We start from the raw sequence: 13612 nt of genomic DNA on the forward strand, positions 1-13612 counted from the left end.
GCCTCACTTGCCCTGCGCGTCCGAGACGTACTTGGCGGCCGACTTGCCGACGTTGCGGCCGGCCATCTCCATGCGCTGATGATCGGACGGAGTGGTGAGGCTGGCGCCGACCATCGACTTGGTGTCGATCACGTCGGTGACCTTGCCGTCCTTCTGGAACGAGAAGCGGGCCTGGAGCTTCGACGGCACGCTGTACACCGGCGTATAGATGCCGGTCGTCACGTGGATGTAGGAGACCACGAGGTCGGGCGCGGCATCGGCGGCCGCGGGCGCGGCGTTGATCCCGCGATCGCGCATGCCCTCGAGGATCGCCGCGTCGGTCTCCTGCTTGATCTTGGCGAAGTCGGCCCGCTCCTCGGCTGTCTTTTCGGCCAGGTACTCGGCCTCGCTGGCCTTGTCGAGCACGGTGACCTTCGACCAGTCGAAGCCGACCGTCACGTTCGTCACCCCCTTGAGGGCCGACGGCGGCCCCGACTGCTGGACCACCGCGTACGGCTTGCAAGCGGTGGCAGCGAGCGGAGCAGCGGCGAGCGCGAACACGAGGGCGAGGCGGCGGAAATGGCGGAGCTTCGTCATGGGCGCGGAGGATATCCCGGCCGAGGCGGCGATGGCGCCCCTCGTCCTTGGCGCGTCTTACGCACATGAACGGGCCTCGCATGCGCGACCACGACAAACCTTGTCGCGACGACGCTGCTGGGCAGTGACCGGACGAGGGCCATGACCGAGCTAGCAATTCCCTCGTGACGGCTCCCTCCCTCCAGATGCTCCACTCCTTCGATCATGGAGCGGCCCTCGCGCATTACGAACAGTCGATCGCGCGGATCGAAGCCCGCTTCGGCGTCTCTCACCCGTCGCTGGCAGGGCTCCACAGCAGCGCCGCCGGAGAGCTGTGCCAGCTCGGCCGCTACGCCGCCGCGATCAGTCGCGCCGAGCAGGCCATCGCCCTGTCGAACCTCGCCGGCAACTTCGGCGAGATCTTCGACGAGGCCCACCGCGTGCTGGCGCGCGCCCGCGCCCGCGTGTTCCGCTGAGCACGCAGACACGCGACACACGAGACAGTAGTCAGTCGCGCCGCAGCGGCCGCGTCCGCGAGAGGATGCGCGCCCGCTCGCGCGCATGAACCCGGACCCGCACCCGGCCACAGCCTCCCGACTCGCGGGCTCGCACGCCTCATGCGCGCGCAGGCCGTCGCGCGTGCGCGTGGCGATCGCGTTCGCGCGCGTCGCCCTGCGTCGGCGCGATCGCGCCGCGCGGAGACATGCATTGTCGCGGGCCCTGCGGCTTGGGTAGCGTGCGTGCGATGCAGCCCTCGACCTCCAATGCGCCGCGCCTCCGCTTCCTCGTCGCCGGACCGTTGTCGCCGCGGCCCAGCGGGCGGCGCGGGCGGATCTTGCTGGCCGACCTGGCCGAGCGGCTGACCCAGTCGTCGCTCGCGCTCGACGTCGACGTCGGCCCCGCGCTGGGCGCCGCCGGCGAGCTCAAGATCAAGGCCAAGTTCTCCCGCTTCCGCGACTTCTCGGTCGCCGAGGTCGTGCAGCAGAGCCTCGGCGAGCTGCACCGCCTGCGCGAGCGGCTGGTCGCCCCCAGCGCTCGGCCGCGCAGCGACGAGCTGCTGACGACCGTCGCCCGGATCGCCGGCCGCGGACCGCTGCACACCGAGCTCGCGGCCTGCTTCGCCCCGCCGTCCGAGAAGCCCGCCCAGGCGGGCGGCGGCGACCTCGTCGAGGAGCTCCTGGCTCGCGGCTCGGCCCCGTCGAAGAGCGCCGCCAGCTCGGCGATCGACGCGGTCGTCCGCGGCAGCGTCCAGAGCACCCCGGCCGGCGGCGCCGCCGAGCCGTCGCGGGCCGCCCACGCCGTCCTGTCGGCCGCGCTCGCGCGAGCCGCCACCGCGGTGCTCGCCGACCCGACCCTGCGCGCCGCGGAGCTCCGCTGGCGCGCCCTGCGGCTGTTCTTGGGGCAATGTCCCCGCGACCAGGATCTCGACGTGGAGCTGCTCGACGTCGACGCCGCCCGTCTGCCCGCGGCGCTCGCCGAGCTCGCCGAGCTCGACCCGCTCGCCCGCCCCGACGCGATCTTCCTGCTCGACCCGCTGACGAGCCTGACCGACGCCGCCGCCCTGGCCGAGGTCGCGGCCGACCTGCACGCCCCCGTGTGCGCCGAGCTGGCCCTCGGGCGCGCCGACACTGCCGCGATCGCGGCCCAGGACCTCGGCGACGAGTTCGCCGCCCTGCGCGACGACCCGGCCAGCCGCTGGCTCGCGCTCGCGGTGAACGGCCCGGTGCTGGCCGCCGAGACCACCCCGGCCGGCGAGCGCGTGGTCGCCGGCGGCGCCGCCCTGGCCGTCGCCGCTCTGCTGGCCACCAGCCTGCGGCTCGGCGGCACCTTCGCCCAGCTCGGCCGCGACGCCGACCTGCGAGCGCCGGCGACCCGGTCGTTCAAACATGGCCAAGAGGACATCCCGATCGGCACCGCCGCGCCGTGCTCCGCCGACGACCAGCTGGCCCTGGCGCGCCAGGGCCTCGTCGCCCTCGCCAGCCCGCAGCAGAGCGATCTCTTGACCCTCGCCGGCACACCGACCGTCCACCGCAGCGAGGAGACCACCACCCTCGCCGGTCAGCTGCTCGTCGGTCGCACCGTCCGCTTCGCGCTGTGGGTGCGCGGGCGCGTGCCGGCCGGCGCCAGCCCCGAGCAGGCCGCCGACGCAGTGACCCACGCCGCCGCGCTGATGCTGCTGCCCGGCACGCCGCTGCGCCCCCGCTTCGGCGCCGCCATCGTCCAGGGCGAGTCGGGCCCGGCGCTCAAGATCGGCGCCTCCTTCCCCGCCGCGCTGACCGGCGCCCCCGTCGCGCTGTCGTTCGCGCTGCCGCTGTCGTAGCCCCCCGGGCCGCGGCCCGCCATCTGTCTCTCCGGACATGATCGAAGGGGCATGCCCTCGCGGACATGCCCCTTCGCACATGCCCCTTCGCGCACGCGAAGGAGCGGCCGCCTCAGTCGGTCCCGAGCATGCGGAGGATCGACTTCATCTTCGGCGCCACGTGGGCCTCGTACTCGAGCACGGCCTCGACGAGGATCGAGTACTGGTCCATCACCAGCGCCTGGCCGGCGTCGCACAGCTGTTCGCGGCGCCACGCCTCGGTGTGGACCGTCTCGGTGATCGAGCCGTCGACGAGGTGGCCGCAGGCGGCCATCAGGTTCTCGGCGACGATGCGGTGGTCGCCGGCGACGTGGCTGGGGTCGAAGATGATGGGCAGGATCGTCTGCTTGCGCGCGTGGGTGCAGGCGTTGAGGTCGGGCTGGTTACGGCAGTAGCCGCCCTTCGTGTACAGCGTCTTCATCCCGCGCTCGCACAGGACGATGTCGAGGTTGCCCTGGTTGGCGATGTACTCGGCCGAGTAGAACCACTCCTCGGCCTCGTTGCCGAACCCGCGCTTGAGGATCACCGGCTTGCCGAAGCGGCCGACGGACTCCAGCAGGTCGAAGTTCTGGGCGTTGCGGGTGCCGATCTGCAGCATGTCGGCGTGGGCGCCGATCTGCTCGACCAGGTTGTGGTCCATCACCTCGGTGACGTACGGCAGGCCGGTCTCCTCGCGGGCCGCGTCCATGATGGCGATGCCCTTCATGCCGAGGCCGCGCCAGTCGGTCGGCCGCGTGCGCGGCTTGAACGCGCCGCCGCGCAGCATCACGCGGTCGAGGATGCCGAACTTCTCGCCGACCTCGCGGGCCATCCGCGCGGTCGCCAGCGTCTGCTCGAGCGTCTGCGGCGAGTCGGGGCCGCACACGAAGATGTGCTTGCCGTTGCCGCCGCCGAACCGGCGCGCCTTGCCGTCGAGGCCCTTGACCTCGACCACCCGCCGCTCGCGGTGCAGCGCCTTGCCCTCGTTGCCGCGGACGACCCGGGCGATGTTCTTGTAGCCGCCGGTCGGCTGCCACGCCGCGCGCACCCCGGGCAGGCCGAGGATGTAGCTCTCGCGGCTGGCGAACTCGCGGCTGTCGCCGATGATGTGGACGGTGTCGTAGACCCCCGTGCCCTCGCTCAGTTCGACACGATTGCCGAAGCGCACCGCGAGGTCGCGGATCTGATCGAGGGTTGCCTGTCTGCCGCGTTCGAGCTCGATGATCATGGGCCCCCAAAGCGTCGCTCCATCGCCGTCGCAGCGCAAGCTCGCCGGTCGCGCCGGGCATGCGTCCGCGCGCGCCCCCCCCACTCGCAGCTCGCCGGGCCGCGCGACGGCCACTCGCGCGACGCCCGGCAGCGCCCGCCCACGCCGACGTTCTCGCACCCCTGCGGTGTCGTACCCATTTCGTAGCACTCCCCCCGCACCGGGCGCAGTCGACGCTCGGCCGGCAACTCCGCCGCGGCAGACCTCGCGCAGTCGCGGTGGACACCACGCGCGAACGCTGCGCCGGTGGCGAGACGATCGCGCGGCCGGACACGCCTCGCGGATCGTCCCGCGCCGAGGGCCTCAGCTCCCGCAGCCGGTGTCGGCCCACAAGCCGCAGTGGACGACGACGACGCCGTCGTCGGCCAGCTCGACCTTCTCGAACAGCTCCATGTAGCAGCGGCTCGACGCGCACGACATCATGGTGGCGCCGTCGCACTCGAGCGGGGCCGCGAAGCAGTCCGCGCATTCCTGCGGGATCGCCTTGCACTGAGTGTCTGCGCATTCCGGCTGTTCGGCGGGCTGCCAATAGCAGTACTCGCCCTCTGCGCACGCTCCGCACGGATTGGCGCCGCCCGGCTCGATCCCACCGGTGGTGGTGGTCGTCGTCGTCGTGTCGGTGGTCGCGTCGGTCGTCGTCGTCGTCGCCGGCTCGGTGACCGAGGACGAACTCGTGCCGGTGGTCGTCGTCGTGCTCGTGACGCCCTCGGTGGCGTCAGTGGTCGTACCGGTCGGCGCGCTCGTGGACGGGTCGGTGTCGGTGTCCTGGGACTTGGATGGACAGGCGGCGAGCGCAAACGCGGCGAGGGCGCTGCAGGTCAAATATCGCAGGCTATGCATGCCGCCGAGCCTAGCATGTCGGCCCCGCGCGGTCAGCGAAGTCGATCGCGCGTGACACGGACCGAAGCTGCGCCGGTTTCGACGTCAGCGCAGCCCGCTTGCCGATGCGGTCGCCGACCATCGCGCGGACCTCGTTGCCCACCTCATCATTCTCGCCATGCGTGCAGACCGACGTGCTCTCGAGATGAAGCGGTCGCGGAGCCTCAAAAGGCCTGTGCCTCAGGCGGCCTGCGGGCGCGTATGGATGCACGAGATGGACGATGGGCGCCCACGGGCGCCCAAGAGCGCCCACGCGAGCGCGCGCGTCGTTCCGCGCTGCGACGCCGACCGATTTTAGTTCAGCCGGCGAGCGTGTTAGGCGGTATATACGTCCAACAGTCGGGAGCGAGAATCGATGATCGACGTAGTCATGCCGCAGCTGGGCGAAGACGTTGCCGAGGGAACAGTGTCGCAGTGGTTCGTGCGTGAAGGCCAATACGTGACCAGGGATCAGACCCTGCTGGAGGTCTCGACGTCGAAGGCCTACGTCGAGATCCCCTCACCGACGAATGGTGTCATCACCGCTATCGTCGCCGCGCCAGGTGAGGTGGTCCCCAAGCAAGGGCTGCTCTGCCGCATCGACGAGACCGCCACCGGCTGACGTCACCTCCGGCCCCGCCCGGAAGTCGCCGCCGCGGAACCTGGTGAGCCGACGGCGGCGCGGTCAGCCCGCCGTGCTCTTGCCTGACCCCGCTTCAGGCTTGCCCATCGCGGATCTGCCGCTTGATCTTGTCGTGCGCCTCGTCGATCGCAGGGTAGAGATCATGGGTCACCCCGGTCGCGTGATAGCTGTGGCTGGCGGACGAGGCCTGCACTTCGGCGACGAACCCGTCGTCCGAGCGGGACAGGATCACAGTCACCTTCGTGCTGTGCTCCTTCCCTGCGGCAGCAACTCCTCCCGATGGGCCGCCTTCTCGAACGCGTAGCTCTTGACGCCCGGGGTCTCTTCCAGGTGGCGAAATTCGATCAAGATGTCCATCGCCCCGAAGATGCCGGGAGAGAGGCGGAAGCTCAAGGGGGACGAGGCCCGAGCAAAGCGCGACCACGACCTCATGGACCCAGCGAAGAGGCCCCACGGCCCCCGCGAGGGGACCGAGGGGCCATTCGGGTGCGGCCCGCGGTGCTCGACCGTCGGGCGCTCTGCCTCTCACGCGCGGGCTTCTCGGGACCGTGGCAGCTCCCGGAGCCCGCACGAGCGAGCAGCAGTCGGGCCTACTGCGGGATGCCGCAGAAGCCGACGTTCTCGAACCCCGGAGGCGCTTGGCCTTCCTCGTACCAGGCCAGGCACTCGGCGTTCTGGCCGGTGCAGATGCCCGCCTCGGTCACGTCGCAGAAGGCGATGCAGCAGCCGATCGCCATCGTATCGCACTCGAGGGCGACCTCCGGGTTGGCGCACGTGAAGCCCTTGTCGCACGCGTTGATGTACTCGCACGCGTCGTACTCCTGGCCCTCTTCGCCCGACGCGTCGAGGACGCACAGGAACGCGTCCGGGTTCTGCGGGTTCGGGATGCACAGGTCGTCGCCGGCGCAGTCCTGCAGCAGCGGGTCGCAGAACGGCAGGCACAGCGTCAGCACGCCGTCGTTGGAGATCAGGCACGAGGCCATCGGCGAGGCGCAGTCGGGCGCGTCGGGCGAGCCGATGCACAGGGCCACGCACACGCCGACGCCGTCGACGACGTCCCAGCACATGTTGCCCTCGTCGCAGTTGTCGATGCCGCTGACGCCGCTGCCCTCGACCGTGCACGGGTCACCGACCTGGCCGGCGTTCTCCATCACCGGCGTACACTTCAGCGACTCCCACGCGTTGTCGCCGTCGCCCGAGTACGGCATGCACTTCTGTCCTTCGGGACAGTCTTGCGTCCACTGATCGCACTCCTTGGTGCCGCCGCCGCCGTCGGGCGGCGTGATGAACGACCCGTCGGTGGTGCTGCTGTCTCCGCCGGTACCGGTGGTGGTCGGCTCGCCCGGCGTCGTAGTCGACGTCGTCGAGGTCGTCTGGTCAGGACCACCCGTCGACGTATCGCCCTCCGTCCCGCTGGAGGTCGTATCGTTGTTGGTGGTGTTGGGGTTCGGATTGGTGGCACCCGTCGCCTTGCCGCCGTCGTCGCCACACGCCGACACAAGCGCGCTGACGAGCGCACACGAGATCAATCTATTGGACATCAAACGCATCTCTTCCCCTCCGGGAGGGGCGCCATCGAGCAGGCCCCGTCCATCCCCCGAGGATGCCATAACCGTCAAAGCCGCTGCAACAGTCGAGTGGTCTTTCTCTCATCTTTGTACCGCTCGCTCGTGAAACTTTTGCCCCTGGGATGCAGAACGTCGTCGCGAACCTCCCGGATGCGAATCGCAGCTTCGTGGGCGCCCGCCGGCGAGGTTGACGGTGTTCGGTTCGCGCCGGTCGGTCGGCCCCGAACGCCAGGTCGACCTGCCGTCACGGCCCAGGTCCGCGAATGGCGAGACCTGCAAACAGCGAGAACTGGCTCCACTGCGGCAGCTCGCGCACGCAGGCGGATGGCCGGCGTCAGGTCGAGCAGCGCAGCGGCGAAGATCGCCGCGGACCGTGCAGCCTCCGACCACGCGGCCGCGGCGAAGCCGACGCGCACGACGGTCACCGAGGGCCACACGCACAGCGCGGTGAACCGCGGCACTTCGGGAGCAGCGACGAAGGCGTGGACCGCCGCGCACGCGAAGGTGGCGACCGCCGCGTCGAGCCGCCCGGAATTTCATGGCGAAAGGATGGGCACCGACTCAAAGGGTGCCCGAGCGACCCAGACTCGGTCATCGACGCGCGACGCTCGTCGTGCGCACGGCGACATGACGAGCTCCTCGAGACAGGTGCGCCGCCACCACGGCACCTCGCGAGGGTCATCCTCCCGTGCTCCGGGCAGCTCGCCGAACGAGCTCGTGCGGCGCTCACCGATCTCTCCCGACCGGCCTCGTGCGCCCACCGTACCTGGCGAACGCGTCATTCTCCCGCGGCCCGGACCGCGACGCACGCCGGCGGCTCGCCTGCCTCCGCCGCGGCGAGGCACGACTACCACCACCGCTGCCCGGTCATTCCCGCCGGCCGCATGACTTCGCCGCCGTTGACACGCGCCCGCGGACGCGCAAGAACCGGCGCCCATGCGGACGGCCCGGCGATGCGGCGCGCTCGTGCTGGCAGGCCTCGTCGCCCTGCCGGCGCCGGCGCGCGCGGCCGACCTGCGGCCCGTCGACGCTCCGCTCGAGGTGCCCGTGCCCGCGGCGCCCGAGCGGCCGGCCGCGCAGCCCGTCGAGCCGCCCGCCGAGCCTGCTGTCTCTGAAGACATGTCCTCCGGCACAGGTTCTTCGGCACAGGTCCCCGAGGCCAGGGCCGAAGGGCCAGCTCCGCCGCCGCCGCAGTCGCTGGCCCCCGGGGCCGGCCTCGGCGAGCCAGAGGGGGCGATCACCGTGGCCGTCGGGCTCGGCCCGACCGCGCCGGGGACGAAGCCCGAGGTCGCGCTGGTCGACGCGCTGGAGCGCGCGGCGCGGGCCTCGGCGGCCCCCAGGACCCAGGTCCGCCGCCTCCGCGCGGGCGTGGGCGAGGGCAAGCACGTGTGCCGCGAGCGCCGCGACGACCTGGTGATCCTCGTCGAGTACCTCGCCGATCGCCCCGACCCGGTGCTGCTCCCGCACGACTGCCGGCTCGACCGGGCGCTCGGCGTCCGCGGTGGCGACGCCGCGAGCCACCCCGAATTGATCGCAGCGCTGTGGAGTGAGCACGAGTCGCTGGTCCGCGACGGGGCGAAGGAGCGGCGGCGGACCCGGTTGGGTCCGAAGGTGAGGACGGGTCTCATCGTCGGCGGGGCGATCCTGGCCGTGGGCCTGGCCATCGGCGTCGTCGTCGCGGCCAGCTTGCGCCGTGAGATCGTCGTGCTCACAGTCAGTCCATGACCCGTCCCTGGCGCGCGGCGCTCGGCCTCTTCCTCGCGGCGTTGTTGTTCCTGTTCGTGGCGCCGCAGGCCGCCCGGGCCGACGTGAGCCGCCCGGTGGGCTGGTCCCTGGGGAGCGCGACGTCGCAGATGCACGTCGGCCGCGTCACCCTCCGCTACGACCCGCGCCTGGAGGACGAGGCGGTCGCGGTGGCCCGCGAGATCCCGCGAGCCTGGTCGGAGATCGAGCACGCGCTGGCCGGCGACCTCGAGGACTCGCTGACGATCCACTTCGTCTCGCACTCGGGCCGCATCGCCGAGGGCACCGGCATGCCGCAGTGGGCCGCAGGCGTCGCCCACCCGCCGACCGGCGAGATCGCGATCGCAGCCCACGCCCCCGACGGCTCGCTCACGGACCTCGACGGCCTGCTGCGCCACGAGATGGCCCACGTCGCGCTGTACCGGGCCACCGGCGGCGCAGCGCTGCCGCGGTGGTTCCACGAGGGCGTGGCCGAGAGCTTCGGCGAGGAGATCGATCTGATGCGCAGCCAGACTCTGGCGGGCGCGATCTTCGGGTCCGGCGTGCCGCACTTCGAACAGCTCGAGCAGAACTTCCGCAGCACCGACGCGATCACGGCCACGATCAGCTACGCGGCCGCGCGTGACTTCGTCAACTTCCTCCGCTGGCGCGACGAGGACGGCTCCGACCTGCGGCAGGCGCTGGCGCAGGTCAAGCACGGCAAGAACTTCGAAGCCGCGTTCGTCAACGGCTTCGGTCGCACGCTCGCCGAGCTCGACACCGAGTGGCGCAGCGGCCTCACCGGTCGCTTCATGTGGTTCCCGATCGTCAGCGGCGACGGCCTGCCGATGGCGCTCGCGTTCCCGCTGGTGTTCGTCGCCGCGGTCCGCCGCCGCCGCCACCTCCGCGAGGGCTGGGCCCGCCTCGAGGCCGAGGACGCCGCGCTGCGTGCGCCGTTCGCGGCCTGAGCTTCACCTGTCGCTCGGGACAGGTCGACGCGGAGCACTGGGCGCGCGGCGCGACGTGCGGTATATGCCCGGGCGTGCAGCGGATCAGCGGAGGGAGCCTGCGCGGGCGGGTGTTGAAGTCGCTGCCGACTGTGCCCGGCTTGCGCCCGACCGGCGCGCGCGTGCGTGAAGCGATCTTCGACCGCCTGCAGCACGAATTGCGCGACGCGGTGGTGCTCGACCTGTTCGCCGGCTCGGGCGCGCTCGCGTTCGAGGCCCTCAGCCGCGGCGCCTCGCGGGCCACGCTGGTCGAGCAACACTCCGCGGTCGCGCGCTACCTGCAGGCTCAGATCCGTGAGCTTGCGCTCGGCGAGCGCGCGCACCTCTGGCACGGCGACGCGGCGACGTTCTTGCGCCGACATTCCGCGCGCGCGGGCGCGTCGGAGCTCGCAGGTCCCTACGACCTCGTGTTCATCGACCCGCCCTACGACGACACCGAGGCCGTGCTCGCCGCGGTGCTGCCTGCGCTGATCGCCGGCGGCTGGCTGGCTGAAAGCGCCGCGCTTGTATGCGAATATGACCGCGCTGGAGGGCGCAGGCCGCCCGCGTGGCCGCAGGGCCTGGTCGTCGAGACGACCCGGCACTACGGCCAGACGGCCGTCGAGTTCCTCCGCCATACTAAAGACTACGACCACGGGGGCCCACAGCAGTGCTAAGGCGCGATCTTGAGACCAATGCACGAGCCCAGGCGCTGAGCGAGTCGCCGACGTTGGCGATGTCGGCGCGCGCCAAGGAGCTCAAGGCCCAGGGCAAAGAGGTCCTCGACTTCAGCGCCGGCGAGCCCGACTTCCACCCGCCGGCCGGCGTCACCGCAGCCGTCATCGACTACGTGCGCACGCGCCCGGTCCACTACGCGCCGGTGCCCGGCCTGCCCGCCCTGCGCGACGCCGTGGCCGCCGAGTTCGCGCGCTACCACGGCCGCCCGGTCACCCGCGGCGAGGTCCTGGTGTCGTGCGGCGCCAAACACAGCCTCGCCAACCTGTTCATGATCACGCTGTCGCCCGGCGACGAGGTCGTGATCCCCGCCCCCTACTGGGTCTCGTACGCCGACATGGTGCGCCTCGGCGACGGTGTGCCGGTGATCGTGCCCACGCATCGCGAAGACGGCTGGCGCCTGCAGCCCGAGGCGCTCGCGGCGGCGCTCACCCCGAAGACGCGCTTCATCGTGCTCGGCAACCCGACCAACCCGACCGGCGCCGGCTACCCCGCCCCGCTGCTGCGCGAGCTCGGCGAGGTCATGGCCCGCGTCGCGCCGAACTGCTGGCTGCTCGTCGACGACATCTACCGCCGCCTGGTCTACGGCGGCTTCGAACACGTCAGCGCGATCACCACCCTCGCCGACGTCACCGAGCAGATCGTCGTCGTCGACGGCGTGTCGAAGAGCTACTCGATGACGGGCTACCGGATCGGCTTCATGCTGGCCCCCGCGAACGTCGTGTCCGCCGCCTCGCGCATGCAGGGCCACGTCACCTCCGGCGCCGCCACGGTGTCGCAGATCGCCGCCCTCGCCGCCCTCACCGACCCGAGCTGCGAGCTCGCCGTGCAGGAGATGCACGCCGCGTTCACCCGCCGCCGCGAGTTCATGCTCGCCGGCCTCGGAGCCCTGCCCGGCCTCGACATCGTCGCCCCCGACGGCGCCTTCTACCTGTTCTGCGACGTCTCGCGCCACATCGGCCCCGGCACCCAGTTCGCCGACGACATTGCCTTTGCGACATGGCTCTTGGAGCAGAAGCTGGTCGGCACCGTGCCCGGCACCGCCTTCGGCGCCCCCGGCCACCTGCGCCTGTCCTACGCGGCCGCCGACGAGACCCTGCGCGACGGCGTCCAGCGCCTCGGCCAGGCCCTCGCCGGCCTGCCGCCGCCGCGCGAGTGAGCGCCTGTCCCTCGGGACATCCGCGCTGCAGCCTGTCCCTCGGGACATCCACGCCGCAGCGCTCGGCTACTCTTGAGATGTCCCTCGGGACATCTTGCTCTTGCGGGCATCACCCTGCCCCGAGAGACATGTGCACGCCCGCGCAGCCCTCGGGGCCACCGCCGCACACTGGGGCGAAGAGACCCCGCGCGACCGACGATCCAGGGGCTCGCACCCGACGCCTGATCGCCGGCGCGGCTCTTTAATAAAATTTATAAAATGCCGCGATGGATCGCCGACTCGTCGTGACCTGCGCCCTCGCCTGCTCGTTCGCCCTCGCCTGCGGGGGCGGCTCCGGAGGCACCGAAGCCGCGACCACCTCGTCCGCCGCGTCGACCACCGAGCCGAACGCCACGACTACCACGGGTACGACCTCCAGCGGCGACCTCACCACCACCACCGGGAACCCCGGCACCACCGAGCCCGCACCGACCACCGACGGCACCACCGGGCCCGAGCCCACCAGCACCACCGGCGCCCCGGACAACCTGCAGATGTCCGTCACCCAGTACGGCATCACCTGGACCTTCGACGCGCCGCGTCCAGTCGGCCAGTTCGCCACCGGCGATTGGTGGGTCGTCGGCCCGGTCACCATCGTCTCCGTCGATCCCGCGCCCGCCGAGGGCCGCAACGGCTCGATGCTCGACCCGGTCGGCTCGCAGGACTACGACAGCCGCGCCGGCAACCACGCCGACGGCCTGCGCGTCAGCTTCCCGCTCGCGGTCGAGGGCACGCACTCGCTCGTCTCGTCCATCAGCCACCCCGAGGAGCCCGAGTGCCAGCAGGGCAACAGCGACGGCTGGATGACCTACGACGGCGACTGTCAGCGCGGACCTGTCGCCACCCAGGCGATCCTCACGGTCGTCGCCGCCGCCCCGCCGGCCGACGCGTTCCGCCCGCCCTACTCCGGCGCCGACAAGCCGCTCCATCGCGCGGGCGACGTGTGCTGGAGCGCGCTGCCGAAGCTGACCCCGCCGGCCGACACGCCCGACCCGACCGCGCTGCTGCGCCACGTGGAGCGGCCGTGGGTGGATCACCTGCGAACCTGGGAGATCCAGCACGGCTGCGCGACGCTCAACATGTACTGCTACGGCCGCGAGGTCGGCGACATCGTCGCCACTCTGGCGGCCTACGTGCTGCTCGACACGCCCGATCAGCAGGAGCTGGCGCGGCGGCTGGTGCAGCTCGGGATCGACAACTACGGCGTGCTGCAGGCCGGCGGCAACTGGGACGCCAACGGCGGGCACAGCAACGGCCGCAAGTTCCCGATCGTGTTCGCCGGCACGCTGCTCGGCGACGCCGCGATGGCGAGCCCCGGCACCGACATCGGCAACGAGGACGAGATGACCTACTACGGCGAGGGCGACAAGGCGCTGTGGGGCCGCGCCTGCGACGACGACTGCTACCTGCCGAACGGTTGCCAGTACGGCGGCGACTGCGACGCCGGCGCGAAGGATTGCCGCGACCCTGCCGGCCTCGTCGACGGCTGCACCGACTACCGCAATTGTTGTACGTCGCACACCTGGGTCGGCGAGGCGCTGGCGATCCACGCCATGGACGCGAAGACCGCCTGGGCGCACGACGCTTTCTTCGATTACGTCGACCGCTGGGTCGCCGGCGACGTCGAGGACGGCGGTGGCGCCAGCAACGACTTCGTGGCGACGATGTGGTCGACCTACCGCGACGCCCCGCCCACCGTCACGGCGTGCCCGTGAGGCTCGGCGACGCGTGCTTCGCTACGA

14 protein-coding genes are annotated in these 13612 nt (G+C 71.7%); 8 read left to right on the forward strand and 6 right to left on the reverse strand.

What is annotated here, in order from left to right; translation table 11 throughout:
- Positions 1 to 3: 3 nt before the first annotated feature.
- Complete coding sequence (locus tag OV090_RS35270) at positions 4 to 576, reverse strand: hypothetical protein (protein WP_267709100.1); 573 nt, start codon at positions 574 to 576, stop codon at positions 4 to 6.
- 164 nt (positions 577 to 740) lie between these two features.
- On the opposite strand from OV090_RS35270, the gene OV090_RS35275 reads away from it, so the two are divergent.
- Together OV090_RS35275 and OV090_RS35280 are read left to right on the forward strand one after the other, a co-directional pair.
- Positions 741 to 1031, forward strand: a complete 291-nt coding sequence (locus OV090_RS35275) for a tetratricopeptide repeat protein (protein ID WP_267709101.1) — start codon at positions 741 to 743, stop codon at positions 1029 to 1031.
- A gap of 269 nt (positions 1032 to 1300) precedes the next feature.
- On the forward strand, positions 1301 to 2875 hold the full coding sequence (locus tag OV090_RS35280; RefSeq protein ID WP_267709102.1) for a hypothetical protein: 1575 nt from the start codon (positions 1301 to 1303) through the stop codon (positions 2873 to 2875).
- 112 nt (positions 2876 to 2987) lie between these two features.
- Here the strand turns inward: OV090_RS35280 and OV090_RS35285 are convergent, their stop codons facing one another.
- Both OV090_RS35285 and OV090_RS35290 read right to left on the reverse strand, forming a co-directional pair.
- Positions 2988 to 4121, reverse strand: coding sequence for a hypothetical protein (locus OV090_RS35285; protein WP_267709103.1), 1134 nt, complete (start codon positions 4119 to 4121; stop codon positions 2988 to 2990).
- Between the two features lie 342 nt (positions 4122 to 4463).
- Complete coding sequence (locus tag OV090_RS35290) at positions 4464 to 5000, reverse strand: hypothetical protein (RefSeq protein ID WP_267709104.1); 537 nt, start codon at positions 4998 to 5000, stop codon at positions 4464 to 4466.
- A gap of 394 nt (positions 5001 to 5394) precedes the next feature.
- Here OV090_RS35290 and OV090_RS35295 point away from each other — a divergent pair, with 394 nt between their 5' ends.
- A complete protein-coding gene (locus OV090_RS35295; protein WP_267709105.1) occupies positions 5395 to 5640 on the forward strand; it encodes a biotin/lipoyl-containing protein in 246 nt (81 codons plus the stop codon).
- Positions 5641 to 5734: 94 nt separating this feature from the next.
- On the opposite strand, the gene OV090_RS35300 is transcribed toward OV090_RS35295, so the two are convergent.
- From OV090_RS35300 to OV090_RS35310, 3 genes are all read right to left on the reverse strand, one after another.
- Positions 5735 to 5899 carry an HPF/RaiA family ribosome-associated protein gene (locus OV090_RS35300; protein ID WP_267709106.1) on the reverse strand — a complete coding sequence of 55 codons (165 nt, stop codon included), beginning with the start codon at positions 5897 to 5899 and terminating at the stop codon, positions 5735 to 5737.
- On the reverse strand, positions 5896 to 6018 hold the full coding sequence (locus OV090_RS35305) for a hypothetical protein (RefSeq protein WP_267709107.1): 123 nt from the start codon (positions 6016 to 6018) through the stop codon (positions 5896 to 5898). Before OV090_RS35305 ends, OV090_RS35300 begins: the two co-directional genes overlap by 4 nt.
- Positions 6019 to 6251: 233 nt before the next feature.
- Positions 6252 to 7202 carry a ribulose phosphate epimerase gene (locus OV090_RS35310; RefSeq protein WP_267709108.1) on the reverse strand — a complete coding sequence of 317 codons (951 nt, stop codon included), beginning with the start codon at positions 7200 to 7202 and terminating at the stop codon, positions 6252 to 6254.
- A 993-nt stretch (positions 7203 to 8195) separates the two neighbouring features.
- Here OV090_RS35310 and OV090_RS35315 point away from each other — a divergent pair.
- From OV090_RS35315 to OV090_RS35335, 5 genes are all read left to right on the forward strand, one after another.
- Positions 8196 to 8954: a hypothetical protein gene (locus OV090_RS35315; RefSeq protein WP_267709109.1), complete on the forward strand. Its 759-nt coding sequence runs from the start codon at positions 8196 to 8198 to the stop codon at positions 8952 to 8954.
- Complete coding sequence (locus OV090_RS35320) at positions 8951 to 9919, forward strand: peptidase MA family metallohydrolase (RefSeq protein WP_267709110.1); 969 nt, start codon at positions 8951 to 8953, stop codon at positions 9917 to 9919. Before OV090_RS35315 ends, OV090_RS35320 begins: the two co-directional genes overlap by 4 nt.
- A 74-nt stretch (positions 9920 to 9993) precedes the next feature.
- Positions 9994 to 10614: a 16S rRNA (guanine(966)-N(2))-methyltransferase RsmD gene (gene rsmD / locus OV090_RS35325; protein WP_267709111.1), complete on the forward strand. Its 621-nt coding sequence runs from the start codon at positions 9994 to 9996 to the stop codon at positions 10612 to 10614.
- A gap of 59 nt (positions 10615 to 10673) precedes the next feature.
- Positions 10674 to 11831, forward strand: a complete 1158-nt coding sequence (locus tag OV090_RS35330) for a pyridoxal phosphate-dependent aminotransferase (RefSeq protein WP_267709112.1) — start codon at positions 10674 to 10676, stop codon at positions 11829 to 11831.
- 266 nt (positions 11832 to 12097) lie between these two features.
- Positions 12098 to 13585, forward strand: a complete 1488-nt coding sequence (locus tag OV090_RS35335) for a hypothetical protein (protein WP_267709113.1) — start codon at positions 12098 to 12100, stop codon at positions 13583 to 13585.
- Positions 13586 to 13612 lie beyond the last annotated feature (27 nt).

The sequence above is a fragment of the Nannocystis sp. RBIL2 genome (assembly GCF_026626745.1).
In the GTDB taxonomy this organism is placed as follows: domain Bacteria; phylum Myxococcota_A; class Polyangia; order Nannocystales; family Nannocystaceae; genus Nannocystis.